Raw genomic sequence first — 25,688 nt, forward strand, 5'->3', positions numbered from 1 at the left:
CTCGACTCGTTGCCCGCCTGCTACGAGAAACCCACTCGTAGCAGGCTTTTAAGATATGCAACGGTACGCACATTGCTTCGAGGGCACTGAAAAAGTTAACAACCGAACTTTTTCAGTGCCCTCTCGATTTCAGCTTTGTTAGTATTGCTAATGTCATACTTAGGACTTATCTTTTATATATCCTTATTATTTTTGATACATAACATCATTCCTTACGTCTAATTAGTGAAATCACATAGGAGGGAGCACAACTAATGACCGTAAAGAAAATCATTTCGGAATGGTTTTACCAATACAGCGATGACGTTTTTAACTTCCTCGTGTATTACACCGGTAAAACGGATGTAGAAGATTTAGTTCAGGAGGTATTCATTAAAGCAGGAAAAGGGCTAGAGTCTTTTCAAGAACTATCCACTCCAAAAACGTGGCTATTCAGCATTGCTCGCAATGTTGCCATTGACGATGGAAGAAAGAAAAATAATAAGCTAAGGCATTCCACTACTCCCTTTGATGAAAGAACTTGGAGTCAGAATACAGATGCGACACCTGAACAGATTCTTTTAAAACAGGAAGAATTACAGGAACTCTATGAAGCTATTTCGAAACAAAAAAAGCAATACCGAGATGTGCTGATTCTTCGTGCGATTCAAGGTTTATCCGTTAAGGAAACAGCACAAATCTTAGGTTGTAAAGAAACAGCAGTCAGAATTAATTATCATCGTGCCATCAAAGCTTTGCGTTCAATTCAAATCGGGAGGGGATCAGATGAACAATCTAGTTAAAACATTTGAGGATAAAGTAAGGCAACTACCAAAATACCAATTAACTCAAACTACAAAAGACGAAATGCATCGGAATTTGATGGAGGCGCTCAACGACGATGAGGTAAAGCCAATGAGGGGTAGAATTGATATCAGAAAAATTACCGTTGGTATTGCATCAGCTGCTGCACTCACATTATTTTCAATACTATGCATTAACCTCGTGTTGACTGACAATCAACTAACAGGTGATGTTGAGCCATCCGAAATTATACAAGATCCGTCTCCAATTGGTCAATTGGATGCTTCCGACCAAGACCTCCGGGAAGAACAGATTTTAATCGAGCAAAAAGCCAAGGAGATCCTTCAAGTTCTTCACAACCGTGATATGGAACAACTTGCAAGCTTTGTCCATAAAGATAAAGGGCTATTGTTTGCTCCTGAAGCGTATATCGCAGATTATTCGATGATATTTCCGCAAAGCCAAGTGGCACGTTTACTCGAGGATCAAACCGAATATGTCTGGGGTCTCCAAGAAGCGAATTCTGAAATTAAGTTAACCCCAGAAAATTATTTTAATGAACGAATTCAACCAGAACGGTTCTTGGATTCCGATGAAGTCAATTTAGATCCTAATGTGCCAAGCGGTGAAAGAAGTACCAATATTAAAGATTACTTTCCCGAATCAAAGGTTGTTGAATTTCACTATGCTGGAACAGAACAGTATGAAGGAATGGATTGGAGAAGTCTGCATCTCGTGTTTGAAAAAAATGAACAAGCGGTTTGGGACTTAGTAGCGATTGTAAATGGTCTATGGGCGCCTTAGTAAAGCTTAGAATAATTGGTAAGCTAAGACCCCGTGTTCCTTTTACTTGAATAGAAGAGAGGCTGGGACAGAATGTTGTCCCGCCTCTCTTTATATTTCGGGCTGAATTAATAGAGGCTGTCACAAAGGGAACCACATCACCTTTGTGGACAACCTCCTTGTTATACAAAATATTTAGTAGCTATTTTATGGATTATTCATTCTTAAACCAAAACTCTCCTAAATTAGCGCCGCCACTAGTAGATACAATATAGACATCATGAACTCCACGAACACTACTGTCTAAATTCGGGGTGCCATTCCATTGGTAACTTGACCATCCCCCTGTAGGCCCATAGTTAACTGTACCAATTATCCTTCCACTCGGACTACCAATCCTGATATCAAAACTTCCTTGAAGAGATGAAGCATAACTGACCGCAAACGCATTATAGCCAGTAGAAAAATTCACATTATCAAATTTAATCCAATTGCCTGGGTGGAAGGATCCTACCCCACAATTCCATGAAGTAACTCCTCTTGCATTATTATAGTCACATGCGCGCAATTGAAAATCTTGAGCAACTCCTGGAGGTTGTTGTCCTCCTCCTGTATTTGGTGTATAACGGACCCACTCATAATAGGCATTTGCATTTTGTCCAGAATAACGCCCGGCCCATTCATCAATTCCATAGGTGTTCCAAATGTTCATCATAATTTTGCTTGGATTACTAGGTATATTTTCTGTAGCCGTAGCAACCAATTGCCCATTAACGTACCAACTTATATAGTTTGGTTGCCAATCAAAGGCATAGGTGTTGAAACTTTGAGAAGCATCAAATCCTAAATCATAAAGAATTTCATTTCCACCAACACCATTTGTGTAATAATTAAACTGGACTTTTGTCGTATCGTTACCTAAAAACTCTATGTCTATCTCATCCCATGGTGCTCCGTTATATGATGGTCCAGTATACGTAAAAAATGAGGATATTACACCAGATACATTAGCTGGTTTCATTGAAACTTCATACAGTCCATACCCATAGAAGTGATTCGTTGTATATTCTCCACTCTCATAATTATATGGACGTGCATACGCGTCATTTCTACGAAGTGATAATTCTAACTCTCCCCCGCTAAAGTTAACTCGATTTGAACTCCAATGTGAACCAAAGAAAACGTCATCATTTTTCCAACCGTCTGATATTTGCCAGTTGTTTGAATCATGGTTGTTAAAAGGGGCATATAAGCTATCTCCTGTTACTGGATTGTTTGCATAAGTAACTGAAGAAACAGATACCATCAGTAAACTCAGGACAAGTACAAATATGCTTTTTTTACCTTTAATCATTATTAATCACTCTCCTATTTGGTTTTGTTTCCTTGAAAAATCTAACAACTTTATAAACCCACGATACAAATTAAGCATCCCTCCTTATAGAGCATGTGGCTCTCAAATTACAGGTTTGAACAATGAAGTTCTACGCATTTTTTTATAAAAAATGCGTATTTCCCTTTACTAACACGCGTTAGTAAAGGGGTAAAAAAAAGATTATTAATAGTTATGTAAGATGTCGCTAAAAATGACAACTTACTATTTTAGAAATAAAAAAAGAAAGCGGTTTCAGTAATGATGTTATACTATAACACAAACAATTTCAACTATTTTTATAATATTTTGAATTTATTGTGTTTTTCTTAATAATTCAGTGCAAACAGGTACATACCGATAAAAAGTTCATTCTCACTCACAAAAAGCTGTCCCAAAAGGAAAATCCTTTAGAGACAGCTTCAAAATTATTTAACCAAGACCTGGATTTACTTATGCTACTGTTCACCATATTTATTTAAGAGAGGTTTATTCTCTTTTTAGTGTTTAATTTTGCTGAGCCATCTGCAATTCCTGGTAAACAGGGTTTAAAGCGAGGAGCTCTGCGTTCGTACCGCTATCGACAAGAGTCCCGTTATCAACGATCAGGATCAAATCCGAATTTTCGATCGTCGATAACCGATGTGCAATTAGAATTGTTGTCTTCCCTTTACGCTGTGCGTCCAACTGTCCAAGCAGTTGTCTCTCCGTTTCAAGGTCTAACGCAGAGGTTGCTTCGTCCAAGACGAGAATCTCTGGATTTCCGACTATGGCTCTCGCAATAGCAATTCGCTGCCGCTGTCCGCCAGATAGTTTGATTCCACGCTCCCCAATTTGGGTCTCATACGCCTCAGGCAACTCACAAATGAAAGAATGGATTTGCGCAATTTTGCACGCTTCTATCAAATCATCTTCCGTAAGGTTAGAACGACCAAGCAAAATATTTTCTCGAATCGTCCCCGGAAAAAGATATGGGTCCTGAAAGACGACAGCCGTATATTTGGCCCAGTCCTCGCGGGATACTTTTTGCAGCGGGACTTCATTTACTAGGATTTCGCTGGCTTCCATATCATAAAAGCGAGTCAGCAACTGGGCTAACGTTGATTTACCGCTGCCGCTTTTCCCGACAATGCCAATTTTTTGAGCGGCTGGAAGAACAGCAGAGAATTCCTGAAGAATTGCTGGTAGTTCCGATTCATAACGGAAGACAACCTTATCGAACTTAATTATCTTTATTGGATCGACAAGGGGGATTTCAGCGGATGATTGTCTCTCAATCCCTACGATCGAACGCATACGGTCATGATGAGCCAAATTACCAGAAACCGCTAATAAAAATTGAAAAAAGTTATAGAAGGAATCGGACATGAGCGTAGCAAATTGGAGCACGATCACAAACGTGCCGACGGACATGTGTCCCTGAATAAGACTGTAACCGCCGTATGCCAAAACCACAATACCGACTCCCCACTTCATCGGGTCACTCCAACGCAACTGCCGATTTTCAAGTTTCCCATGCGACATTGCTTTTGCAAAATATTGAGCAAACTTCGAATGGAACAATGCTTCTTCCCATTTAATACGATGGTAGGCAATCACTTCTCGTGTCGAAGCAACGCCTTCTTCCATTTGCACGAGAAGCTCAGATTGTTTATCCGACACCTCGTCGTTGGACTTACGCAGCTTCGGCATGAAATACCACGCAACCGTCAAATAAAACGCGCATAGTACCAGAATAAGTAAAAGTAAGATAGGACTTGCCCACCCCACGATCGCGATTAAAATAACCAAGTTCATAACTTCCTGAATACCACGGGGCATCTGCCACCCAATAAAACTGGATCCAAAAAACAGATCGCTCGTTAAGGTGTGAACATACTTTCCGTGTCGGTCCCTACTGAACGCACTCACCTTCATTTTCTCTAACGCACCTAGCATTCGTTTAAGCAAAATCCCACTAACCACAAACTCACTCGTAACAAGATAGCGGCTCGTCATTGTGAACATGAGGGCATAAACAGTCCCAGCTACCGCAAAAACACCGATTATAACAGGAAGCAAGTCGTAATTACCGGCGTAAAACACATCGTCAATCAACATCTTTTGGATATAAATAAGTGTGTAGCTAGATACTGACTCCAATAAAAGAAATAAGAACACAATAAAGTACGTACGCCTCGCTTGCCACATTAAATCACTAATATACCGAATCGACTTCATGCTGTTTCCTCCCCTTGCTCAAGCTGGTAAAACAGCCCGCGGCGGGCAATTAATTCTTCGTATGTACCAAATTCCGCAACGTTGCCTTCATGGACTAATACAATTCGATCGAAATTCTTCACCGTTGACAGACGATGGGCGATAGCAACGACCGTTCTGCCAGCTAGGATATTGTCTAGTGCCTTCAGCACTTCCAATTCGCTAACGTTGTCAAGAGCAGAGGTTGCTTCGTCAAGGAGTACGATAGCCGGTTGCTTAATAAATAATCGAGCAATGGATATACGCTGCTTCTGACCGCCAGAAAGCTTAATCCCCCTCTCACCAACAAGCGTGTCATAACCGTCTGGAAGCTCCATAATAAAGTCATGGGCATAAGCCGCTTTCGCCGCTTCCACAACTTCTGCGTCCGTAGCATCTGGCTTACCAAATCGTATATTCTCTTTGACGGATGAGCCAAATAAGTACGTCTCCTGAAAAACATAACCAATAGCTTCACGTAGCTCTGCTCGCTGCATTTTTCGGATTGGGATTCCGTCTATTCTCACCTCTCCTACTGTTGGGTCATAGAACCGGCCAATCAGTTTCAAGAGTGTCGTTTTTCCACTCCCACTTGTGCCTACAAAGGCAACCCTCTCTCCAGCCATTATATCCAATGAAAAATCACAAATGACATTAGGTCGTTCCCTGTAGCCAAATCCGACTTGTTCGAAGGTAATCCTTCCTTCAACTTTTCCCAGTTGAATAGGGGAAGTTGGATCTTCAACTAGAACCTTCTGCCGCATGAATTGATAAAGAGGCAAGGTATGATTAATGATTAATCTTTGTTCAGTTAATTGCGTAACGAGCATCGTTAGCCGAGACATAGTTGTCATATAAAGCAGCAAAAAAGCAATAAATCCTCCCAGTGTAATCATGTCGTGGCGTTCTAGATAGACACCGAGAAGCACTACTGCAATAAAACCTAGGTAAAAGGTTAAACGTCGAAAACTGCCGCTTGCACACCCGAAAGTTGCTGCCTTGCGATAGACGTCTGCCCATTGCTTATGTACGTGTCTGACGCCATCATGGTACCAGTTCTGCACACCAAACGATCGAAATTCACGGAACCCGGACACGGCTTCATAAATTTTCTGAGCATACTTTACCCGATTTTCTCCCGACATCTTTCCATAGGCCACTGCCTTTTTTTGAAAATAAGGCCCAAACAGATAATACATCAAAAAAGTTGGCAAAATGATGAGCGTCATCCAACCGCTTATGCCTAACATCAAACCAAAGGTTATGCACACGAACAGAAGATTCTCGATAATTCCTGGTAAGTAATTACGGTAGATTCTTGTTACCTGAGCTACTTCTGTATTAAACAAGGCCAACGTCTCACCTGCTGGAACCTTTTCATAATGCTCAAATCCGAGTCTACGTAATTGCTGAAAGATTGCGTTCCGCATATCTCTTGATGCAAGTTCACCAATCGTTAATTGAAGCAAGTTTCTTATGTTTTTTGCGATAAGCATAAGCACGTTTATTACGATCAATGAACCAATCAAAATGAAAAACAGGTTCATGTCTTTGTTAGGAACGACATCATCCACAACGTATTGCACAACTATTGGAGCAAGAGTTTCTCCTGCCACGGCAAAAATACCACAAACAATGAGCATGCAGATTTTGACCCCATAAGGTTTCAAAAAAGACAAGGCCCACAGGTATGATTTGCGCAACAGACGGTTATCCTCTTTATCAGGATTTTTCTTCATGTATTACACCCTCTCATAACAATCCAAAAATTAGTTAACCTATATAAATTTGACAATAAAAAGTATTTCCCTTCCGTAGAATGAAAGATTATAGAATATTTCCGGAGAAAGCATGTTTATATCTAATAGCGACTTGTTATAAAAGTTAAAAGAGGGCTCAAAGTGAATGAGATAATAATGTTGCAATATATTGTCGTGTCAGCACAGAAGAACAGGCAAATGAAAGATACAATATATCTGCACAACTACAAGCTTTCCGTCAATATACATTCCCTATATGGATGAGAGGTAGCTGAAGAATATTTTACGGTGGCATTACTGGCAATTCCCTCTTTAAATCCTGATTTACAAGATAAATAGCCCCTTACCTTCAACTTTTTTTGCCTCTATTTATCCTGCGTTCACCGTGGTGTTTCAAAAAATGGGTTAATACTTTTTCATACCCATTATAAATTTGAGTTTAAAAATAGGAGTTTATTTGATTTAAAGGGTAGGAAGGTGTTGAATATAGAAGTGATTGAGGAAGTACATCAATTGAAGAAGCATTATAGTGGGTGGTTGAATTAAAGACTAGAAAAAGGAAGCTGCTTCCTTATCAAGCACGGATTTTAGAATATAAAGGAACTCCGGGAGTCTATAAAAGAACGAAAGATTGAAAAAATTGAAATAGTATTTTTAAATCACTAAAGAAAATCGACTTACAAGTAATTTCCTTATTGCTTATAGTAAAATGAGATATGTGTGATTCTCGAGAATCACACATACCATAGAGAGTTGTATCCTATTAATGAACGAATATTTTTCAAAACATGCAACAAATCAACTACTAAAAGAAACTACATGTTGACAATTCAACAAACATATCCCACTATTTTTCTTCATTAATAAATACTTTTTAGATAGGAAATATATCATTGAATAGGAATACTTAGCGAGGATAGTATTTCTTGATTTTCAAAAGAAGTAATTTCTAATGTTAATCTATCAGATTCTTCAATTGGTGGGAAGAATAGCTTGATTAAATCATCTTCTTCTTGTCCCTCTGATTTTAGTAGTTCAACTTTACCAGTACTATTAGAAAGTTTAGCGGAATTAGTAAAATCAAAATTTTTACTCTTGCCTTCTAGTATTGTATAAGTAGAAGTAAAAGTGACTTTACTAAACTCTAACTCAAAGTTATCAGTAGAAGCCTTTGAGTTAGTGTTATAAATTTTAACATTAGTTGGTGTTACCGGAAACTGAATGTCCCATTGGTCCTGAATTCCATTTATATTTTTCAAGCTAAGCTTTAAGTTTGTCTTACTTAATGGGGAACCATCAAACTCTATAATTGTTTCATCAAATTTATTGTTATTTTTGATATCACCTTGCCCCCAGTGAGTTACAGGATAATTAACACCATCTTCATCCACAAGGTAAATCTCTTCTATTTCTGGAATACCGCCTTTTACTTCACTACCTTCAAAAAGGATATGAAGGACTGTCCTAACCCCATCAGTTATAACTCCATCAACAGTGACTCTTAAATTCTGTTTTTCAGAAAAATAGTTAGAATAAGATACTTTACCATTAACTTCAGCTGTAGTTAATCCTTTATCCGAAGAATCATTATTAAAAATATAGGTAAAGGCGGCATAGGTACCCGTACCACAAAGTAAAAATACCATAGTGAAAGCTGTAACGACCTTATATCTCCATATAGTTTTTCTTTGTTTAAATTTATATATCTTATTGGAATCATATTGTCCATCAATGTCAGGAACTATAATGTTTTCTTTAATATTTTTAAGACTTTTTTCGATTTCAAACTTACTTTTATTTATATTTTTCATAACAGTTACTCCCGTTCTATATTTTTTTTTAATTTATTTAGGGTTCTATGAATCTTAGACTTAATAGTTCCTTCTGGGACCTTTGTCAAATGAGCAATTTCATTTATTGTAAATCCACTAAAATATCTCAAAGTTATTATTAATCTCTCGTTATAGGGTAGTTTTATTAATTCATCTTTTAATAATATATCCTCTTCTGAGATAGGGTTTTCAAATGCGACAGCATTCTGAACAAATAAGATTTCTTTTTGAATTTTTCGAAAAAGGTTATATTTGTATCTTTTAGTTTTATTGATTAGAATTTTTGATATCCAAGGTTTAAATGAACGTTTATCTTTAAGTGATTTAAAAGATAAAAAAGCAGTTATTGCAACTTCTTGTAATAAATCTTCTGCATCTTGAGCATCTTTTAATAAAAAAAGGGCCGTTAAATAAAGGCCTTTCTTTTCTTTGTCAAATAGCTCCTCGAATGAGTATCTTTCATATTCCAATGAATAATCCACATTATCTGTTATTGGCATAGCATACACTTCTTTCCTTGTTTAATAACTCTTGTATATATGATACCTCTTACTGACTATTCGTTCCCCAATAAAAAAAATTTTGTTAGATTTATTAAATTGAGTTTGAGAATCAAAAATATAATACTGTTTGTAAAATAACTAAATATAGATAACAAAAAAGATAAAATGAAAATAAAAGATGCATTATAAATAAAGAATTTAATAATTCTAAGTATATTTTTATTTACGGTGAAGAGATATTTAATAACTCTGATTATGAGGCAGCAAAAATATTTCTAGATTCTGGTTGAAAAGCCACCTGTGACTGTTTATCTCTTTATACAACTCTTGGAATAAGAATCTTTTTTGGACTGGATTGTGGGAAGTTATATTTGCAAAAAGCTTCATTTATTTATATCCTCTCCTTGTGATATTAATAGAAAGATAGACTATTATTATAGAATCAAAAAAGGACCGGATTTCTTGTGTAGAACTCAATTTCCATAGGAAATTAAGATACACAAGATAATTCGGTTTCCGTGATTTATCTCATATTTTACTATAGTAATCTCATTATTTTTATTGAATGCACGTAAATATCACTTCAATCTGGTGAATTACGGTTTAGACGGTTACGGTCATAAACTACCAAAGTACCAACTTGTCCCCCAAGTGTATCAAATACTCTATCATAGTCTTTCAGTTTTTCTTCAAATTTCTCTGTTTTATCATTTACTATTTCATCTGCACCAGCATCACTGGCAGTTGTTGCAACAGAGGCACCCATTGACAATTAATAAAAGCATCTTTTATTATACTTTATTGGTCTTAGTAACCGGTCTTGTCCTACTCAATATTATCGTTCTCATCATAGTATGCTTTTAATTCTTTATATATATAGCTAGCTATGTTTTCAGGAAAATAAGTAGTAAACTCATGATTGTACTTAGCTAAAAAAAGGTCATCCTCCACTAATTTTAAAAGTTTTCTACTCGCCGGGAATAGGTTATCCATTTTATTTAGAACCTCTTGTACTTTTTTTCTACTTGTAGAATCATTATTGTGAATGGCGTTTCTAATTGCTTGAATTAAGTACCATGTTTCTCTATCCATCTTCTCCTGGTATTTAGGATCATGAAGGGTTTTTATTTCTTTTAAGATTTCCTTGTCATCTGCAAAATGCTCTTCCCAAATTTGAATTTGTGATTTTTCCCGCCTAAATAAATCAAGCATAATAAAAGCAAATTCATTTAATTCTTCCTCGGAAATACCTTCAATGTTATACAGTCTCTCCATTCTCGTAATTACTTCTAACTTATCATTTAATTCCACTTGCTTTTGTTCAATTAACTGCTTCTGTACCTGCAACAACTCACGATTTTTTAACTTCTGATTAGTCATTTGTTCTTTTATTTCATTTAATGATAAACCAAAATGTTTTAAAATCATGATTTGTTGAAATAGTTCCCAGTCCAATCGTGTATATACTTTCCGACCATTTTTATTTACTTTTTTTGGGGTAAGTAACTCCATTTTATCGTAGTACCTTAGTGTTCTTACCGTTGAACCTACTACTTTTGCAAACTGACCAATTGTCATTTCCATGTTAACACCACCTTACTTAATTATAATCTGTTACGTAAGGTCACAATCAATACAGTTGTGTTAACCGTTTTACTATTGTAAATTTGCGAATACCTATTTTTGCGGAAAATGTTTGCTTACGACATTACGTCACAATTTATGATTGGTTCTATACTACGTTTGAGAGGATGGTTATCTATGGAACAACAATCATTATTTCGGAATCGCACTTTTATATTTCTGTTTTTTGGGAGCTTTTTGGCGCTAATAGGATTTAGTATGTTTTTTATGACAACAACTTGGTATGTCATTTCTGAATTAAATTCTGCTAGTTCATTGGGGATTATTCTTATTGCCATTACTGTACCACGTATTCTCATGATGGCATTTGGAGGCGTACTTGCTGATAAATTTAAGAAAACGACAATCATGTTCAGTACGAGTTCAATCCAAGGAGTTCTGCTAGTTATCATCTTTTTATTGCATAACGCAGATCAATTATCATTTCTGTATCTGGTCATTTTGGGATCCATTTTTGGAACATTAGATGCATTTTCCGGACCAGCAGGAACATCATTAATTCCGAAAATCGTTCAAAAAAACCAAATAAAACAAGCAAATGCCATTATTCAGGGGTTAGGCCAGATTGGCTTTATTATTGGACCTATTATCTCTGGGAGTATCATGGAATTCGGTGGCGTAACAGCAGGTTATTTAGTCTCATCTATTATTGTTTTGTTGTCTGCCTTTTTTATGTTTCCACCTTTCATAAAGGAAGGTTCTGTAGTCAACACATTAAAACAAACACCGTTTAAAGATCTCATAGAAGGTCTTTCCTATGTAAAAGCAAGTAGATTTTTAATGACAGGTATCCTAATTTTAATAACATTAAACTTTTTTGCCTTTGGAGCGATATCCATTGCAATCCCTATTTTAGTGGAAACTTATGGAGGCACACCCATTAACCTTAGTTACATTGACGCTGCTTTAGGGGCTGGGATGCTAATAAGCACAGCAATAATCGGTATACTCAAAATACGTCGTAGGGGATTAACATCGATTGCAGGCTTACTTGCAACATTACTAGTAGCTTTAGCTTTTAGTCAAATTCCTAATTTATATATCTTGACGGTGTTAGCGTTTTTAATTGGGTTTACCATGACATTTGTTTCTATCCCTTTCTTCACTTCAGCACAAGAAGATACTGATCCTCGTATTATGGGGAGGGTCATGAGTATTGTCTTTTTAGCCATGAACGGGTTTGACCCTCTTGCCTATGCAAGTGTAACGTTACTCGTTTCTAGAGGATTTGATATTCAATTTGTCATACTGTCTTTTTCTATTGTTGGATTACTAATTGCTATTTCCATTTTATGGAGAGGACATACATTTAGAAGTTACAAGTCTAACTATTAATACACCTAGGAAAAGATCACTATAGATAGAAGTGGTCTTTTCTAGTTTTATAGTTAAAGTGAGATACTTGCTGCATAGTTACTGTCTACTACGTAGCAATTTAAACAGATTTTTTCGTCTTTTTTCTTCACATGAGCATCCATGGGACTCAACCTTGTTAGCTAATCTGTTCAGCTTACTCATAAGCGTGTTTTGCTTTAATTATATAACATATTTACAAAGTGTTTATTTAATTTCAACTCTATGTTTTGCTTTACCATCACTTATGGTACGGTTCACCCCGATTAATCCGAAAAGCACGATACACTTGTTCAAGCAACAATAATCGCATCACTTGATGGGGAAACGTCATTTTTGAAAAAGAGAGACTACTATTCGCTCGTTCCATCACGTTTTTACTTAATCCGAGTGAACCTCCGATGATAAAGGCGATTTTACTTTTGCCGTAGGTTGCTAGACTGTCTAGTTCTTGTGCGAGTTGCTCGGATGTCATCATTTTTCCTTCTATTGCTAGTGCAATTACATATGTATCTGGGGATAACTTTGCTAGGATACGTTCTCCTTCTTTGGCTTTCACTTGTTCCATTTCTAATTCACTTAATTGCTCTGGGGCTTTTTCATCAGAAACTTCAATGATTTCTATCTTTGCATACGCCCCTAATCTTTTCTTATACTCATTTATACCTAACGTTAAATACTTCTCTTTCAGTTTCCCTACAGAAATAACCGATATATTCACAATAAAACCACCTTTTCAACAGTTATCCACAAACTTTATCCACATATCAACATAAGGATAATTGCCTATGTGTTAACAATATATAAAGCTGGGCTTGTACAAAAAGAGCAAGTTGTGGATAAATTACTATTGTTATCCACCTTTTCTATGGCCGGTGCAGCCTCACATTCATCTATAATATGTTCCATTGCTAACTCGACATGTTCATGGCAAGCAAAATACTTCACGACGTTCACTCCTTCCTCATTTTATTATTATAACAAAAAATCACAGAGGTTATTTCCCCCTGTGATTCAATAAGTCTTATTAATTTAAAACGATTGTTGTTCAGCTAATACAACTGATGCGGTATGTTTTTCTCCATTTCGGTAGACCGTCACTTGAATTTCATCACCGATATTTGTTTCTGTGTATAAATATTTTCGTAAGTCATGTCCATCTTCAATATCATTTCCATTGATTTGAACAATGACATCATATTCTTCTAATCCGGCTCTAGCTGCTGGTGACATTGGCCCTATACTTGTAATTACCACTCCTGCTTTCACATCTTCAGGTAGTTTCAATGTATCTTGCCAGTGATAACCAGGAACTTCTGATAACGAGCGAATTCCTATACCCATTTGTGGTCTTCGTACTTCACCGAAACGCTCTAAATCATTAATGACTGGAACGGCTATCGCAGTTGGAATCGCAAATCCAATTCCCTCAACAGAGCTTTGGGCTATTTTCATGGAGTTAATTCCGATGACTTGACCATGCACATTAATAAGTGCACCTCCGCTGTTTCCTGGATTAATCGCTGCATCCGTTTGTAAAACTTCGGCATGCCAATCGATTTGGCGGTCTCCTGTTACATCTACAGGGATGCTACGTTCAGTTGCACTTATGATACCTTGTGTAACTGTGCTTGAGAATGCGAGTCCGAGTGGATTCCCAATCGCAATGGCTGGTTCGCCGACACGTAATGTTTCAGAACTTCCAAACTCAGCAATTGTGTTTATATCTTCTGCATCTATTTCTAATACAGCTAAATCTGTTAACATATCAGATCCTAATAACTCTGCAGGCACTCTTGTTCCATCAACTAAGCTGACTTCGATTTGTCGCGCACCATCTATAACATGATGGTTTGTGACAACAAATGCTTTTCCATCGGCTTTTTTATAAATAACCCCTGAACCTGTTCCTTCTCCAGCGACATCAGAAAACAAACTAGATCCTTGTAAATTAATTACACCGACAACGGCATCTGATACTTTTTCAACAGCAGTCGTTATTTCTGTACTAACTGATAAATTGACCGTGTCAGTCGTTACCGGAGCTTCCTGCATATCAAATACAGGCTCAGCCTCTTCTTGAGAATTGGTAACCACTTGATAGGGTAACCAACCAATTTGAGATAATGCTGGAATGGCCGTTACTACTAATACACCACCAATAATGGCTCCTGCAAAAGCAGACAACCCTGCATTTCCTCTTTTTTTCTGTTGTTCTTCTCTTTTTGGAAAATGATCATCATAATACCCCATGATCTGTCACCATCCTTTGAATGATGTAATGCTATATACTCATTATTATAGTATTGTTATGAAAAAAAACTAGGTCTATCAACGTATTTTATTCATTTCACATAACTTCTACTAAATTTCCCAAATGTTTTGAGATCTACACATAATTTATACGACAGCCAGGTCAGTAGCTTTGTCAGGATCTGTGTCATACAATCTAAATTGATGTCCTACGCCAGTCTCTTTTTCTTTTAGGATTTGTTCGACAGACATACGTGCCAATTCTTTCATATTATTATCTTTACTCAAATGAGCCAAATAAATTCGTGATGTTTTGTCACCAATGACATCAGCTAACGCATAAGCTGCATCCTCATTCGAAACGTGACCAACATCGCTTATAATTCTTCTTTTTACGCTCCATGGATACTTACCCATTCTTAATAAATTTAAATCATGGTTTGATTCAAAAATATAGACGTCCGCATCTTTTATCGTGCCTTTTATTTTATCACTTACATACCCCATATCCGTCGCCAGTACCAGTTTCTTTCCGTTACTATGAAAATTAAAAAACATCGGTTCTGCTGCATCATGCGAGACACCAAACGACTCTATATCTAAATCACCGAATGTTTTCACTTCTTCACGCTCAAAATGAAACTTTAGTTCTCCAGGAATCGTTCCCAGATCTTTTTCCATGGCCACCCATGTTTTTTTATTAGCATAAATAGGGATATTGTACTTTCTAGCAATAATGCCAACACCTTTTATATGGTCACTATGTTCATGACTGACAAGAATCCCATTTAGCTCTTTAGGGTTACAATCAATGCTTTTAAATAGCTGTTCCATCTTCTTTCCACTTAAACCAGCGTCTACTAACCAACGTTGACTTTCCGTGGCTACATAAATCGCGTTCCCGCTACTCCCACTAGCTAGTACACTAAATTGTAAGGTCATTATGATTGTCACTCCAGTATGTTTTTATCTCTATGAAATATCTTGTACAGAACCTTCTATCGCGTTGACAAGGAAATCATCATCTTCGACCCGAATTTTCCACATTGGTGCAAACACTTGAACATCCCCAACACCAAATGGTTGAAAAAAGCTATAATAGCCAAATTCTATACTAGTAATCGTTTGTCCGACCCCAATGATTTGTTCATTTAATAGTATCTCTACTGCCTTCATTCCTGACAAAAACTCTTGTTCTCTTCCTTGTTCATCTACTTCAATGATCCTTTGACGATAGCTAACGATTTGGTTTTCCTCGTCAAGTTGAAGGATTAACGGAGCATCCTCAGAGGTATACAATCGTTTTTCTTCATACTTTCGCATAAAAGTTACCTGAGCATAGTCTTCATTTAGGCCATGATAAAAATAGTGCTCTCCTTGAAAAACATGCATATCTAAAAAGGCTCTTAGCTGAGGTTTCAGCTCTTCTTCCATGTTAATAGAGTAAGGTTGTTCTAGTCTTGAAAGGATCGTTGTATTATTTAATACATCTACTTGCTGGTTAGTGAGCACACTAAGATTTTCTTCAGTCCATTCAACTTCTCTACTCACTAAATGATAACCTGATAGCTGTTCTTCCTCAATTTCATCATCTATCAACACATTCATTTCAGTAAGGCGCTCTTGAATTGTTGCTTCTGTTATTACACTGATTTGATTGGCATGATTAAACTCTTGTAGTTGAATGAGTAAAAACGTATTTAAAAACAAAAAGGTTATAATAAAAATCGTCTTTGTTTTACTCCAGTCCATCTTCTTCACCCTCACCATCTTCGGGTTCTTCGGTTTCTTCATTTTCCTCTGTATCAACAGGTGTATCAGGTACTTCAAAATCTAACTTTTCCCAAAATCCATCGTATAGCAAGAACCAGTAGGGCTCTCCTGTCACAATGGCATTGGTTTTTACCATTTCATAACCAACTGTTAAATCTTCAATCTTACTCTGGTCAAACCCTTCACGTTTGTTTAATTGCTCAAGTACCTCATGTCCAGATAATAGTTCACTTCGCCATGTAGCCCCATAAATAGGTTGAAAATCAAGGTCAAATAGTGGTCGAATGTAACGAGACGTTTGGTTTCCTGATCTAGTAACAACCAATTGCATCATATCTTGCCCATCTACTCGTATGACAGGAAGGCCATTAACATTTAATCTAAACCGAGCTTCTTCTTCTTCTAATTCTCCCTCAGAGGACCATCGATCAAGTACGTACTGGTCGGTCCAGCCTCCATGGGCATTGATAAAATCAAAGCTAGTCAGTGTAATGTGCCTACCACTTCTCGTTTGGATTTCACTAAAAACAGGATTAATGTAATCCATGTAATTGCCTCGACCTATGACATTAATCATCCGATTTCCATCTGTAAATGACTCATTCCCATCACCTTGTCTAAACTCTTTTACAAAATCACTAAAGAACAGCTGTTTAAACAAATCTAATGAAATAGGAGTCGTGGTATACGATACATTTACGTGTTGTAACCGTTCTTCGGGTAAGAAGAGCATAGGGATAAACCGAACATCATCCGTTTCTAAAGGAAATGCAAAGGCTATAGGAAACTCAGAGGCTTTACCTAAATAAACATTTTGAAAATCAGCTACTGAAAACGAAGTCTCCAAATCAACGGCTCGTTGTTCTTCAAATGATATTAACCTCATATTAACGGTTTCTGTACTTGGATGGAAGTAAAGGAAGAACTGGTCAACTGAATTAAGTCGAAGTTCTCTTTCTACAAAATCGACATTAAATAGCCCCATAAATACGTCAATAGGAAGTGAAGTAGGCAATACAAATAAGATTGATTGATTCAAGTTCCTTACAGAATAGCCATGGTTAACGATATTAACTTCCTTTATCCCCGTTGTTAAGAGCTGTTCGTAAAGCTCAAGAAATAAATCATCTCTTGTCCCAAGTAGCCTCAATTCATCTTCGACTTGAAATATAACTTGTTTTGGTACAATGACTTCTGAGAGTTTTTTTTCTTCTCCTATTTTTACACTTTCAATATAGTCGGTATCTGACAATAATGAATAGTTAGGCTGAAATGTCCAAAGCTTCCAGGTTAAAAACAAACTAAGACATACGAGAATTGTTAGTACAGCCGATTTGAAATTCTCATAAGTCATCTTTATTCGCCTCCCTTAGGCATAAATGGAAGTGTAAAATAAATCGTCGTGCCTTTTCCATAACTACTTTGAACCCAAATTTCTCCTCCGTGAGCTTGGATTAACTCTTTAGCTATGGCTAACCCAAGGCCTGTCCCACCTATATTTCTCGCCCGAGCTTTATCAACTCGATAAAAGCGTTCAAAGATCTTTTTATGGCTTTCCCTTGGTATTCCTACCCCTTCATCACTAATCCCTAAACGAACTTGCTTTCCTTGTTGAACAAGAGAAATAGTAATTGAACCTCCTTCAGGAGAATACTTCATCGCATTTGATATAATATTATCTACCACTTGATGGATTTTGTCCTTATCGATTTCAACTTGTGTCAGGGTATGAGGGAATTTTCGCTTGATCGTGATGTCTCTTTCTTTTGCTATTATTTCAAAGCGGTCAATAATTCGATTTAGATACTCATGAAAATTAATTTTAGTTAAGGTTAATTGATAATCTTTACTATCAATTTTTGATAGTTGTAACAAATCATTAACTAACCTTATCATTCTTTCAGTTTCTGTTTGGGTTACGGTAATAAATTTCGGAGCTAATTCTGGGTCTTGTAATGCCCCATCCTCTAACGCTTCAAGATAGCTTTTCATCGTAGTTAAAGGTGTTCTTAATTCATGAGAAACATTAGCAACAAACTCACGTCTCTCTTGTTCAATTTTCTCTCTTTCAGTCACATCATGCAACACGGTAATTAATCCATTTATTGGACCACTTTCTTTTTGAATCACAGAAAAGCTCGCCTGAATTAAATAATCCTGTTCTTCTGTACTAAAATCTAAAAGGATATTCTCCGAAAAATCATGTAAATCATAGACGGCTAATGTTTCTGAAAGACGCAATACTTCTGGAAGAGATTTTCCCATTGCCTCCTCATTTGAGGTTGCTAGCATTTCTTCAGCTCTTTTATTCATTAATATGATATTACCATTTGTATCTGTTGCCATTACCCCGTCTGTCATATGAGAGAGAACAGAGCTTAATTTTTTCTTTTCTCGTTCAGTCGATGCATTGGCTTCTTTTAAACGTTCTGTGAGCTGATTAAAAGACATGGCCAATTGACCTATTTCATCGTTACTATATACATGTACTTGTTTAGAAAAATCACCCGATGCCATACGATTAGCTTGCCTTCTCATATCCAAGATTGGGGCCGTAATCGTACGAGCCAAAAATATGACGAGAACAGCCGTTATTCCCAGGGCAATAACTGTTCCTGTCGTCAGGATTGAATTGATTTGCTGAATTTGTTCATATATTTCTTCAATGGAGGCCTCTATATAAATTGCTCCAATAGTAGCATTATCAGTTTTTATAGGCATGGCTACTACTCTGACTCTCTGTCCTGTTGTTGGGTTCCTAACAACATCTTCATCCTTAGTTCCTAGTAGCGCCCGTTTGACCCTAACTTCGGTACTTTGTTGACCAACTTTGTGGAAGTTTTGAAGGTTAGAAGTAGCAATTAAAATCTTATTTGCATCAATTACTTGGACCTCAGAGTTTTCAATCGTAAAAAACTCTCGCAGAAGGTGATTAATATCTGTTGTAAGAGTAGCAGCATCTTCACGATTTTTCACCATTTCTTGCTCAATGTTGTAAGCCAAGAGGTTCGCTCTATCATCTAACATTGTAAAGTGATTTGTGACTAGCTGTTCTTCTAACTGCCTAACAAAATACACGCCAATGATTTGAATAGCAATAAAAATTAACAAAACATATATAATAATTAATTTGAAATGAATCGATTTAAAAAAACCGACCTTTTTATTATCCATCCTTTAATTCTCCTGCTCTGGGTGACGCAAGTAATAACCTACTCCTCTACGTGTAATAATCCACGTTGGAAAACTTGGGTTATCTTCTACTTTCTCGCGTAGTCTCCTAACAGTAACGTCAACTGTTCTTACATCACCAAAATAATCATAACCCCAAACAGCTTGTAGTAAATGTTCTCGAGTCATCACTTGCCCAATATGTTTCGCTAAATAATAAATCAATTCAAATTCACGGTGTGTAAGTTCGATCGCATCTCCTCTTTTTTTAACTAAATATGCATCAGGTTGTATGACCAAGTCTCCAATGGCTAACTCCTTGTTCGTGGATTGGTCCTCTGCTGTCTGCTTATGGCGGCGTAAATTAGCTTTTACCCTAGCAATTAATTCCCTCGTACTAAATGGCTTTGTTACATAATCGTCTGCACCTAGTTCAAGTCCTAGTACTTTATCTATTTCTGAGTCTTTCGCCGTTAGCATAATAATTGGCATATCATGTGTTTTTCTAATTTCACGACACACTTCCATTCCGTCTTTATAGGGAAGCATAATATCAAGCAATATAATATCTGGTTGTTCGGATTGTGCTAATTCGATTGCTTTTAAGCCGTCATAGGCACAAATGACATCGAAGCCTTCTTTTTCAAGACTGAACTTTAAGATATCAGCAATCGGTTTTTCGTCATCTACTACAAGTATACGTTTATCCATTCGAATCGCTCCCATATATCAAATCAATCTATATTAGTATTTTAACACAATAAACCTTACTAAAAATATAAAAGGGGTGTTCCAAAAGGTTTGATTTATTTACCTTTTGAAACACCCCCTGTTCATTTATTATCGTAAGTAATCCATAGGATTTTGTAATTGTCCATTTTGGTAAACTTCAAAATGAAGGTGGATTCCAGTAGAATTACCTGTTTGTCCCATTACCCCAATCACTTGTCCTTTAGATACGGTTTGTCCTGCACTGACACTCATAGATTCTAAATGAGCATACATTGTTTCAATGCCATTGTTATGGTCAATTACAATTGTGTTCCCATAGCCGCCTTGCCAACCTGCAGATTTTACAGTTCCATTATCTGCTGCAAGGATATTGTAATTACTTGGACGAGCTATATCAATACCACGATGGAAACGGCCCCAACGAGTTCCCTGATAACTTGAAATATATCCCCCAACAGCTGGCCAGCCTAATTGACCAGACCCACGTGATGGTTGCTCTTTCGTACCCTTAATAATAATTTTAGATTGAGGTTCCTCAACTACTTCTTCGCTTGAGACTTCACGTTTTAGTGTTTTTCCATTTTCTTTTACAACTTCATAACTAACAATCCGTTTTCCAACTTTGCCTTCTTGCTCAATTTTTGTCTCACCTTTCCACATTGACGAATCTTCTTTCGTCTCTGTCTGGTAAGGAATTTCTTCTTCTTTCGTAAAGGCTTCTTCCACGATAACCTTTACTGCGGGTTCATAGCTTGTAACGTTAATTTCTTGGTCTATTTGAAGAACTGTATCTTCTTTTAACTCATCATTTAATTCAAGTAACTCACTTACAGATAAATCGTGTTTGCTAGCGATTGAACCAAGTACATCACCTGATTTCACTTTATATGTGTACTGTTCCAATGTCCCAAGCTGTAACAACTTCACAGCATCCTTTTTTGAAACTACATCTTCAGGATTAACAATAACTCCTTCGATTGACATTTCATTTGTAAATCGGATATCACGGATGATTTTATCATCCGTTTTTGGTTTTTTAGTACGTTCTTCCTCCGTACTTGAATTAAACTCTTCAAATTCCTTTTCCTTGACATGCTCAAGGATTAAAGAATCTAAAATAGTATTTGCACTTTCCTCTTCAGAAACATACAGAAAAGGCTCTTCGTCTATTTTTATAGTCACAGCTTCTGCTTTGACAGTTAACAATTCATCTATCTTGGTAACGGTTTCATCGTATCCTTCATTCATATGGAAAACCAGCTCTGGAATAACATCTATCTTTTCTCCAATGACTAGCTTTAAATCGTTGTACTTTTCTTGATATGTAGAGAGTTTCTTTTCTACTACTTTATCAATTGTTTCTTGTCCATCGACAATACCTACGTATTCACCATCGACATACACATGAAAGATAGTATCCAAACTAGCTCTCACTTCTTCAGCTTTCGCCATTGGAGCAACAAATAGTACACTTGCAGTAATTGCACTAGCTACCATAGGCTTTGCAAAAGGTTGAATAGATTGATAGATTTCTTTTGTTTTATGTGTTAGTAATTGTCTTGTTTTAGCTAATAAAGTATGTAACTTTATAAATTTCATTTGACTTTCCTCCTGAGAGACTCTTTTTCTTTGGAAAGGTGTGATTTGACACAGTTCTACAACTGTATCTATTGTACCATAATAAATCTACTATGTCGTTTTTTATACAAATTGAAAAGAATTTGTAACATTAGTAATCTAAAAAAGAGGGAATGAACTACATTCCTAAAGGGTTACTATTTATTTTTTCAAAAAGTGCCAGTTTCCAAACAAATTCAACAATTATACTCTTTGTAAAAAGAAAGGCTGCATCTCAAATGAGACACAGCCTGCAGTTTTTTAAGTTATTTTGTATGTCATTTTTTGTTGTAATAAGAGTGCCGGCCAGAGGACTTGAACCCCCAACCTACTGATTACAAGTCAGTTGCTCTACCAATTGAGCTAGGCCGGCAAATGGTGGCTCGGGACGGAATCGAACCGCCGACACATGGATTTTCAGTCCATTGCTCTACCGACTGAGCTACCGAGCCAAATATTATGGCGGTCCCGACCGGGGTCGAACCGGCGATCTCCTGCGTGACAGGCAGGCATGTTAACCACTACACCACGGGACCTTATTTACCTTCTTATTATAAGTGGTGACCCGTACGGGATTCGAACCCGTGTTACCGCCGTGAAAGGGCGGTGTCTTAACCGCTTGACCAACGGGCCATACATACATATAAAATGGTGAGCCATGAAGGATTCGAACCTTCGACCCTCTGATTAAAAGTCAGATGCTCTACCAACTGAGCTAATGGCTCTCGATGTTTCAACTCGTTGTTCGTTCAGAGCTGTCTTGCCCTTCTCTTTCAACTGAGCTTCAATAACGACAAAATTTATATTACCATGGACATGCTATGATTGCAAGTAACTTTTAAAATTTCCTATAAAAATAAATAATATAATATAAAAAGTGGTGGGAAAAAGGTTAAAACAGAGGGCACTGAAAAAGTTCGGTTTTTAACTTTTACAGTGCCCTCGAAAAACAACCTTTTGTCCTACCCTCAACTTATTAAGAAAAAACTCCACGAATTAAATTCGTTTGTTCTCGGTCTGGACCAACAGAGAAAATAGATAAAGGAATACCTGTAAGTTGTGATACTCTCTCAAGATAATGACGAGCATTTTCTGGTAGTTCACTTAAAGATTTAACTGCTGTGATATCTTCTTCCCAGCCTGGAAGCTCTTCAAATACAGGCTCACACTGTGATAATACCTTAAGGGAAGCTGGAAACTCTTCAATGATTTCACCTTTATATTTATAAGCTGTACAAATTTTAAGTGTTTTAATTCCTGTTAATACATCAATCGAATTTAATGATAAATCAGTAATTCCACTTACACGACGCGCATGACGAACAACAACACTGTCAAACCAACCTACACGACGAGGTCTTCCTGTCGTTGTCCCATATTCATTTCCTACTTCACGAATATGGTCTCCTGTTGCATCCTTTAGTTCTGTTGGGAAAGGACCATCTCCTACACGTGTAGTATACGCTTTAGAAACGCCTACGACATGATTGATTTTTGAAGGACCTACACCAGAACCAATCGTTACTCCCCCAGCGATTGGGTTTGAAGACGTAACAAACGGGTATGTTCCTTGGTCAATATCAAGCATAACACCTTGCGCACCTTCAAAAAGTACTCTTCTGCCATCATCAAGGGCATCATTTAATACCACAGATGTATCACAAACGTACTGAGCAATTTCTTGGCCATATTGATAATATTCTTCTAAAATTTCTTCTTTTGTGAATCCTTCAACCTCATAATACTTTTCAAACAAGCGATTTTTCTCTGCAAGGTTGCGCTCAAGCTTTTCTTCAAATACTTCTTTATCCAATAAATCGGCAATTCGAATTCCAATACGAGCTGCTTTATCCATATAAGCTGGACCAATACCTTTTTTTGTAGTACCGATTTTATTGTCACCTTTACGCTCTTCTTCTACAATATCTTGTTTAAGATGATAAGGTAAAATAACATGCGCTCGATTACTAATTCGTAAGTTTGATGTATCGACATCTCGGTCGTGAAGATATTTTAGCTCTTCTACGATTGCCTTAGGGTCAATAACCATTCCATTACCAATCACACACACTTTATCTTTATAAAAAATCCCCGATGGAATTAAGTGAAGCTTATATTTAGTTCCGCCAAACACAATTGTGTGTCCCGCATTATTTCCACCTTGATAACGAGCAACTACTTCCGCTTTCTCTGACAAGTAGTCTGTAATTTTTCCTTTTCCTTCGTCTCCCCATTGAGTACCAACAACGACAACTGATGACATCCTTGTGCACCTCCATTGTTACACGTATGTATGTATATAAGATGTGTAACATTTTATTTTCATATTCAAAGCCATTGATAGTTTATCAATTTACTGAACTGAAGTCAATAAAACACGAACATTTTTTATATCTCTGCATTTATTTGTTCGTAATGACCGTAAAAAAAGGTGAACATTTCGTCGAAATTCGACCAATGCTCACCTTCTTCTATGCGCCAGATGGAATGCTATCTTCTGAATGCCTTCGTTCTAAATTCACAAATTTATTGTATTCTTTTATAAATGCTAACTCAACCGTCCCAACCGGACCGTTACGTTGCTTAGCAATAATAATTTCAATAATGTTTTGATTTTCTGATTCTTTGTCATAATAATCGTCACGATATAAAAAGGCTACGATATCTGCATCCTGCTCAATACTTCCTGATTCACGGATATCACTCATCATTGGACGTTTGTCTTGTCTTGACTCAACACCACGGGAAAGCTGGGAAAGGGCAATTACAGGGACTTCAAGCTCCCTGGCAATTGCTTTTAGTGTACGAGAAATTTCTGATACTTCCTGTTGGCGATTTTCGCCTCCGCGTCCATTTCCTTGAATTAACTGTAAATAATCAATTAGAATCATACCAAGACCCTTTTCTTGCTTAAGTCTTCTACATTTGGCTCTAATATCATTCACCTTAACTCCTGGAGTATCATCAATATAAATTCCTGCGCGAGATAAGCTTCCCATTGCCATCGTTAACTTTTGCCAATCCTCAGGTTCTAGCTGACCTGTCCTCATTCGTTGTGCATCAATATTCCCTTCTGCACAAAGCATACGTTGTACAAGTTGGCCCGCTGACATCTCCAAACTAAATATCGCAATGTTTTCATCTGTTTTGGTAGCTACATTTTGAGCGATATTTAAAGCAAATGCGGTTTTACCTACAGAAGGACGTGCAGCAACAATAATTAAATCATTTCGTTGAAAGCCCGCAGTCATTTTATCTAATTGAGAGAAACCTGTAGGAATTCCCGTAATATCCTCTTTTTGGTTTTGTAACATTTCAATTCTATCATATGCTTCAACTAAAACATCTTTTATTGATATAAAAGCACTCGTGTTTTTCCTTTGCGCTACATCAAGTATCGTCTTTTCCGCATCATTTAAAATGGCGTCAACTTCATCTTCACTTGTATACCCGTCAGCAGCAATTGTAGTGGCTACTCGAATTAAACGTCTTAATATCGATTTTTCTTCTACAATTCGGCAATAATAATCGATATTGGCCGCAGTTGGAACTGAGTTCGCTAAATCCGTTAAATAGGATACACCACCTACATCATCCAACCACTTTCTATCTTGGAGCTCTGAGGTGACCGTAATCAGGTCTACTGGCTCGCCTTTTTCCGCCAACTCTATCATTACAGTATATAATCGTTGATGAGCTGCACGGTAAAAATCTTCAGGCTGTAGTGTTTCACTAGCAGACACAAGAGCTTGTTCTTCTAAAAAAATCGCACCTAATACAGCTTGTTCGGCTTCTATATTTTGTGGTGGAGTGCGGTCAGCAAATAAATCACTCATGACTAGGCCCCCTCTTTTTTCTATACTTTACAGAGTAT

General features: G+C 37.0%; 20 protein-coding genes, 5 tRNA genes and 2 pseudogenes. 3 read left to right on the plus strand and 24 right to left on the minus strand.

Going from position 1 to position 25,688, the window contains the following annotated elements; translation table 11 throughout:
- Positions 1 to 254: 254 nt before the first annotated feature.
- A complete protein-coding gene (locus BK585_RS22010; RefSeq protein ID WP_078556335.1) occupies positions 255 to 782 on the plus strand; it encodes an RNA polymerase sigma factor in 528 nt (175 codons plus the stop codon).
- The gene (locus BK585_RS22015) at positions 766 to 1,587 is read left to right on the plus strand and encodes a hypothetical protein (RefSeq protein ID WP_078556336.1); all 822 of its coding nucleotides are present in this window, start codon (positions 766 to 768) and stop codon (positions 1,585 to 1,587) included. The genes BK585_RS22010 and BK585_RS22015 overlap by 17 nt, the downstream gene beginning before the upstream one ends.
- Before the next feature lie 193 nt (positions 1,588 to 1,780).
- On the opposite strand, the gene BK585_RS24755 is transcribed toward BK585_RS22015, so the two are convergent.
- From BK585_RS24755 to BK585_RS22050, 8 genes and pseudogenes are all read right to left on the minus strand, one after another.
- Positions 1,781 to 2,134, minus strand: coding sequence for a carbohydrate-binding protein (locus BK585_RS24755; protein WP_245805930.1), 354 nt, complete (start codon positions 2,132 to 2,134; stop codon positions 1,781 to 1,783).
- A 51-nt stretch (positions 2,135 to 2,185) separates the two neighbouring features.
- Positions 2,186 to 2,920 (minus strand): annotated as a pseudogene (gene bglS / locus BK585_RS24760) (beta-glucanase); the annotation flags it as partial.
- A 525-nt stretch (positions 2,921 to 3,445) separates the two neighbouring features.
- Positions 3,446 to 5,158, minus strand: coding sequence for an ABC transporter ATP-binding protein (locus BK585_RS22025; protein WP_078556338.1), 1,713 nt, complete (start codon positions 5,156 to 5,158; stop codon positions 3,446 to 3,448).
- A complete protein-coding gene (locus BK585_RS22030) occupies positions 5,155 to 6,915 on the minus strand; it encodes an ABC transporter ATP-binding protein (protein WP_078556339.1) in 1,761 nt (586 codons plus the stop codon). The genes BK585_RS22025 and BK585_RS22030 overlap by 4 nt, the downstream gene beginning before the upstream one ends.
- A 911-nt stretch (positions 6,916 to 7,826) precedes the next feature.
- Positions 7,827 to 8,747 (minus strand): DUF4179 domain-containing protein, encoded by a 921-nt coding sequence (locus BK585_RS22035; protein WP_078556341.1) that lies wholly within the window; start codon positions 8,745 to 8,747, stop codon positions 7,827 to 7,829.
- A 5-nt stretch (positions 8,748 to 8,752) separates the two neighbouring features.
- Positions 8,753 to 9,268, minus strand: a complete 516-nt coding sequence (locus BK585_RS22040) for an RNA polymerase sigma factor (RefSeq protein WP_078556343.1) — start codon at positions 9,266 to 9,268, stop codon at positions 8,753 to 8,755.
- A 646-nt stretch (positions 9,269 to 9,914) separates the two neighbouring features.
- A pseudogene (locus BK585_RS22045) lies at positions 9,915 to 10,037 on the minus strand (NADP-dependent oxidoreductase); the annotation flags it as partial.
- Positions 10,038 to 10,096: 59 nt separating this feature from the next.
- Positions 10,097 to 10,855, minus strand: a complete 759-nt coding sequence (locus tag BK585_RS22050; RefSeq protein ID WP_078556347.1) for a MerR family transcriptional regulator — start codon at positions 10,853 to 10,855, stop codon at positions 10,097 to 10,099.
- Positions 10,856 to 11,032: 177 nt separating this feature from the next.
- On the opposite strand from BK585_RS22050, the gene BK585_RS22055 reads away from it, so the two are divergent.
- Positions 11,033 to 12,250, plus strand: a complete 1,218-nt coding sequence (locus tag BK585_RS22055) for an MFS transporter (protein ID WP_078556349.1) — start codon at positions 11,033 to 11,035, stop codon at positions 12,248 to 12,250.
- Between the two features lie 259 nt (positions 12,251 to 12,509).
- On the opposite strand, the gene rlmH is transcribed toward BK585_RS22055, so the two are convergent.
- From rlmH to dnaB, 16 genes are all read right to left on the minus strand, one after another.
- Positions 12,510 to 12,989: a 23S rRNA (pseudouridine(1915)-N(3))-methyltransferase RlmH gene (rlmH, locus tag BK585_RS22060; protein ID WP_078556351.1), complete on the minus strand. Its 480-nt coding sequence runs from the start codon at positions 12,987 to 12,989 to the stop codon at positions 12,510 to 12,512.
- Positions 12,990 to 13,054: 65 nt separating this feature from the next.
- Positions 13,055 to 13,216, minus strand: a complete 162-nt coding sequence (locus BK585_RS22065; protein WP_078556353.1) for a CxxH/CxxC protein — start codon at positions 13,214 to 13,216, stop codon at positions 13,055 to 13,057.
- An 84-nt stretch (positions 13,217 to 13,300) separates the two neighbouring features.
- Positions 13,301 to 14,521: a S1C family serine protease gene (locus BK585_RS22070; RefSeq protein ID WP_078556355.1), complete on the minus strand. Its 1,221-nt coding sequence runs from the start codon at positions 14,519 to 14,521 to the stop codon at positions 13,301 to 13,303.
- Positions 14,522 to 14,668: 147 nt separating this feature from the next.
- Positions 14,669 to 15,463 carry an MBL fold metallo-hydrolase gene (locus BK585_RS22075; protein WP_078556356.1) on the minus strand — a complete coding sequence of 265 codons (795 nt, stop codon included), beginning with the start codon at positions 15,461 to 15,463 and terminating at the stop codon, positions 14,669 to 14,671.
- A 30-nt stretch (positions 15,464 to 15,493) separates the two neighbouring features.
- The gene (locus BK585_RS22080; RefSeq protein WP_078556358.1) at positions 15,494 to 16,273 is read right to left on the minus strand and encodes a two-component system regulatory protein YycI; all 780 of its coding nucleotides are present in this window, start codon (positions 16,271 to 16,273) and stop codon (positions 15,494 to 15,496) included.
- On the minus strand, positions 16,260 to 17,648 hold the full coding sequence (locus BK585_RS22085; RefSeq protein ID WP_078556360.1) for a YycH family regulatory protein: 1,389 nt from the start codon (positions 17,646 to 17,648) through the stop codon (positions 16,260 to 16,262). Before BK585_RS22085 ends, BK585_RS22080 begins: the two co-directional genes overlap by 14 nt.
- 2 nt (positions 17,649 to 17,650) lie before the next feature.
- Complete coding sequence (gene walK, locus BK585_RS22090) at positions 17,651 to 19,468, minus strand: cell wall metabolism sensor histidine kinase WalK (protein ID WP_078556362.1); 1,818 nt, start codon at positions 19,466 to 19,468, stop codon at positions 17,651 to 17,653.
- A gap of 3 nt (positions 19,469 to 19,471) precedes the next feature.
- Positions 19,472 to 20,176 (minus strand): response regulator YycF, encoded by a 705-nt coding sequence (yycF, locus tag BK585_RS22095; RefSeq protein WP_078556364.1) that lies wholly within the window; start codon positions 20,174 to 20,176, stop codon positions 19,472 to 19,474.
- Between the two features lie 129 nt (positions 20,177 to 20,305).
- Complete coding sequence (locus BK585_RS22100; protein WP_078556366.1) at positions 20,306 to 21,796, minus strand: M23 family metallopeptidase; 1,491 nt, start codon at positions 21,794 to 21,796, stop codon at positions 20,306 to 20,308.
- A gap of 318 nt (positions 21,797 to 22,114) precedes the next feature.
- Positions 22,115 to 22,187 (minus strand) — tRNA-Thr (locus BK585_RS22105).
- 3 nt (positions 22,188 to 22,190) lie between these two features.
- Positions 22,191 to 22,266: transfer RNA gene (locus tag BK585_RS22110), tRNA-Phe, on the minus strand.
- Between the two features lie 8 nt (positions 22,267 to 22,274).
- Positions 22,275 to 22,350: transfer RNA gene (locus BK585_RS22115), tRNA-Asp, on the minus strand.
- Between the two features lie 22 nt (positions 22,351 to 22,372).
- Positions 22,373 to 22,447: transfer RNA gene (locus tag BK585_RS22120), tRNA-Glu, on the minus strand.
- A 16-nt stretch (positions 22,448 to 22,463) separates the two neighbouring features.
- A tRNA-Lys gene (locus tag BK585_RS22125) sits at positions 22,464 to 22,539 on the minus strand.
- 251 nt (positions 22,540 to 22,790) lie between these two features.
- A complete protein-coding gene (locus BK585_RS22130; RefSeq protein WP_078556368.1) occupies positions 22,791 to 24,077 on the minus strand; it encodes an adenylosuccinate synthase in 1,287 nt (428 codons plus the stop codon).
- 208 nt (positions 24,078 to 24,285) lie between these two features.
- The gene (gene dnaB / locus BK585_RS22135) at positions 24,286 to 25,650 is read right to left on the minus strand and encodes a replicative DNA helicase (protein WP_078556370.1); all 1,365 of its coding nucleotides are present in this window, start codon (positions 25,648 to 25,650) and stop codon (positions 24,286 to 24,288) included.
- Positions 25,651 to 25,688 lie beyond the last annotated feature (38 nt).

Source organism: Bacillus alkalicellulosilyticus, from assembly GCF_002019795.1.
Taxonomy (GTDB): domain Bacteria; phylum Bacillota; class Bacilli; order Bacillales; family Bacillaceae_F; genus Bacillus_AO; species Bacillus_AO alkalicellulosilyticum.

Coding starts and splice junctions, on each gene's coding strand:
- BK585_RS22010 (WP_078556335.1), top strand. CDS start 255: ATGACCGTAAAGAAAATCATTTCGGAATGGTTTTACCAATACAGCGAT.
- BK585_RS22015 (WP_078556336.1), top strand. CDS start 766: ATGAACAATCTAGTTAAAACATTTGAGGATAAAGTAAGGCAACTACCA.
- BK585_RS22025 (WP_078556338.1), bottom strand. CDS start 5,158: ATGAAGTCGATTCGGTATATTAGTGATTTAATGTGGCAAGCGAGGCGT.
- BK585_RS22030 (WP_078556339.1), bottom strand. CDS start 6,915: ATGAAGAAAAATCCTGATAAAGAGGATAACCGTCTGTTGCGCAAATCA.
- BK585_RS22035 (WP_078556341.1), bottom strand. CDS start 8,747: ATGAAAAATATAAATAAAAGTAAGTTTGAAATCGAAAAAAGTCTTAAA.
- BK585_RS22040 (WP_078556343.1), bottom strand. CDS start 9,268: ATGCCAATAACAGATAATGTGGATTATTCATTGGAATATGAAAGATAC.
- BK585_RS22050 (WP_078556347.1), bottom strand. CDS start 10,855: ATGGAAATGACAATTGGTCAGTTTGCAAAAGTAGTAGGTTCAACGGTA.
- BK585_RS22055 (WP_078556349.1), top strand. CDS start 11,033: ATGGAACAACAATCATTATTTCGGAATCGCACTTTTATATTTCTGTTT.
- BK585_RS22070 (WP_078556355.1), bottom strand. CDS start 14,521: ATGGGGTATTATGATGATCATTTTCCAAAAAGAGAAGAACAACAGAAA.
- BK585_RS22075 (WP_078556356.1), bottom strand. CDS start 15,463: ATGACCTTACAATTTAGTGTACTAGCTAGTGGGAGTAGCGGGAACGCG.
- BK585_RS22080 (WP_078556358.1), bottom strand. CDS start 16,273: ATGGACTGGAGTAAAACAAAGACGATTTTTATTATAACCTTTTTGTTT.
- BK585_RS22085 (WP_078556360.1), bottom strand. CDS start 17,648: ATGACTTATGAGAATTTCAAATCGGCTGTACTAACAATTCTCGTATGT.
- walK (WP_078556362.1), bottom strand. CDS start 19,468: ATGGATAATAAAAAGGTCGGTTTTTTTAAATCGATTCATTTCAAATTA.
- yycF (WP_078556364.1), bottom strand. CDS start 20,176: ATGGATAAACGTATACTTGTAGTAGATGACGAAAAACCGATTGCTGAT.
- BK585_RS22100 (WP_078556366.1), bottom strand. CDS start 21,796: ATGAAATTTATAAAGTTACATACTTTATTAGCTAAAACAAGACAATTA.
- BK585_RS22130 (WP_078556368.1), bottom strand. CDS start 24,077: ATGTCATCAGTTGTCGTTGTTGGTACTCAATGGGGAGACGAAGGAAAA.
- dnaB (WP_078556370.1), bottom strand. CDS start 25,650: ATGAGTGATTTATTTGCTGACCGCACTCCACCACAAAATATAGAAGCC.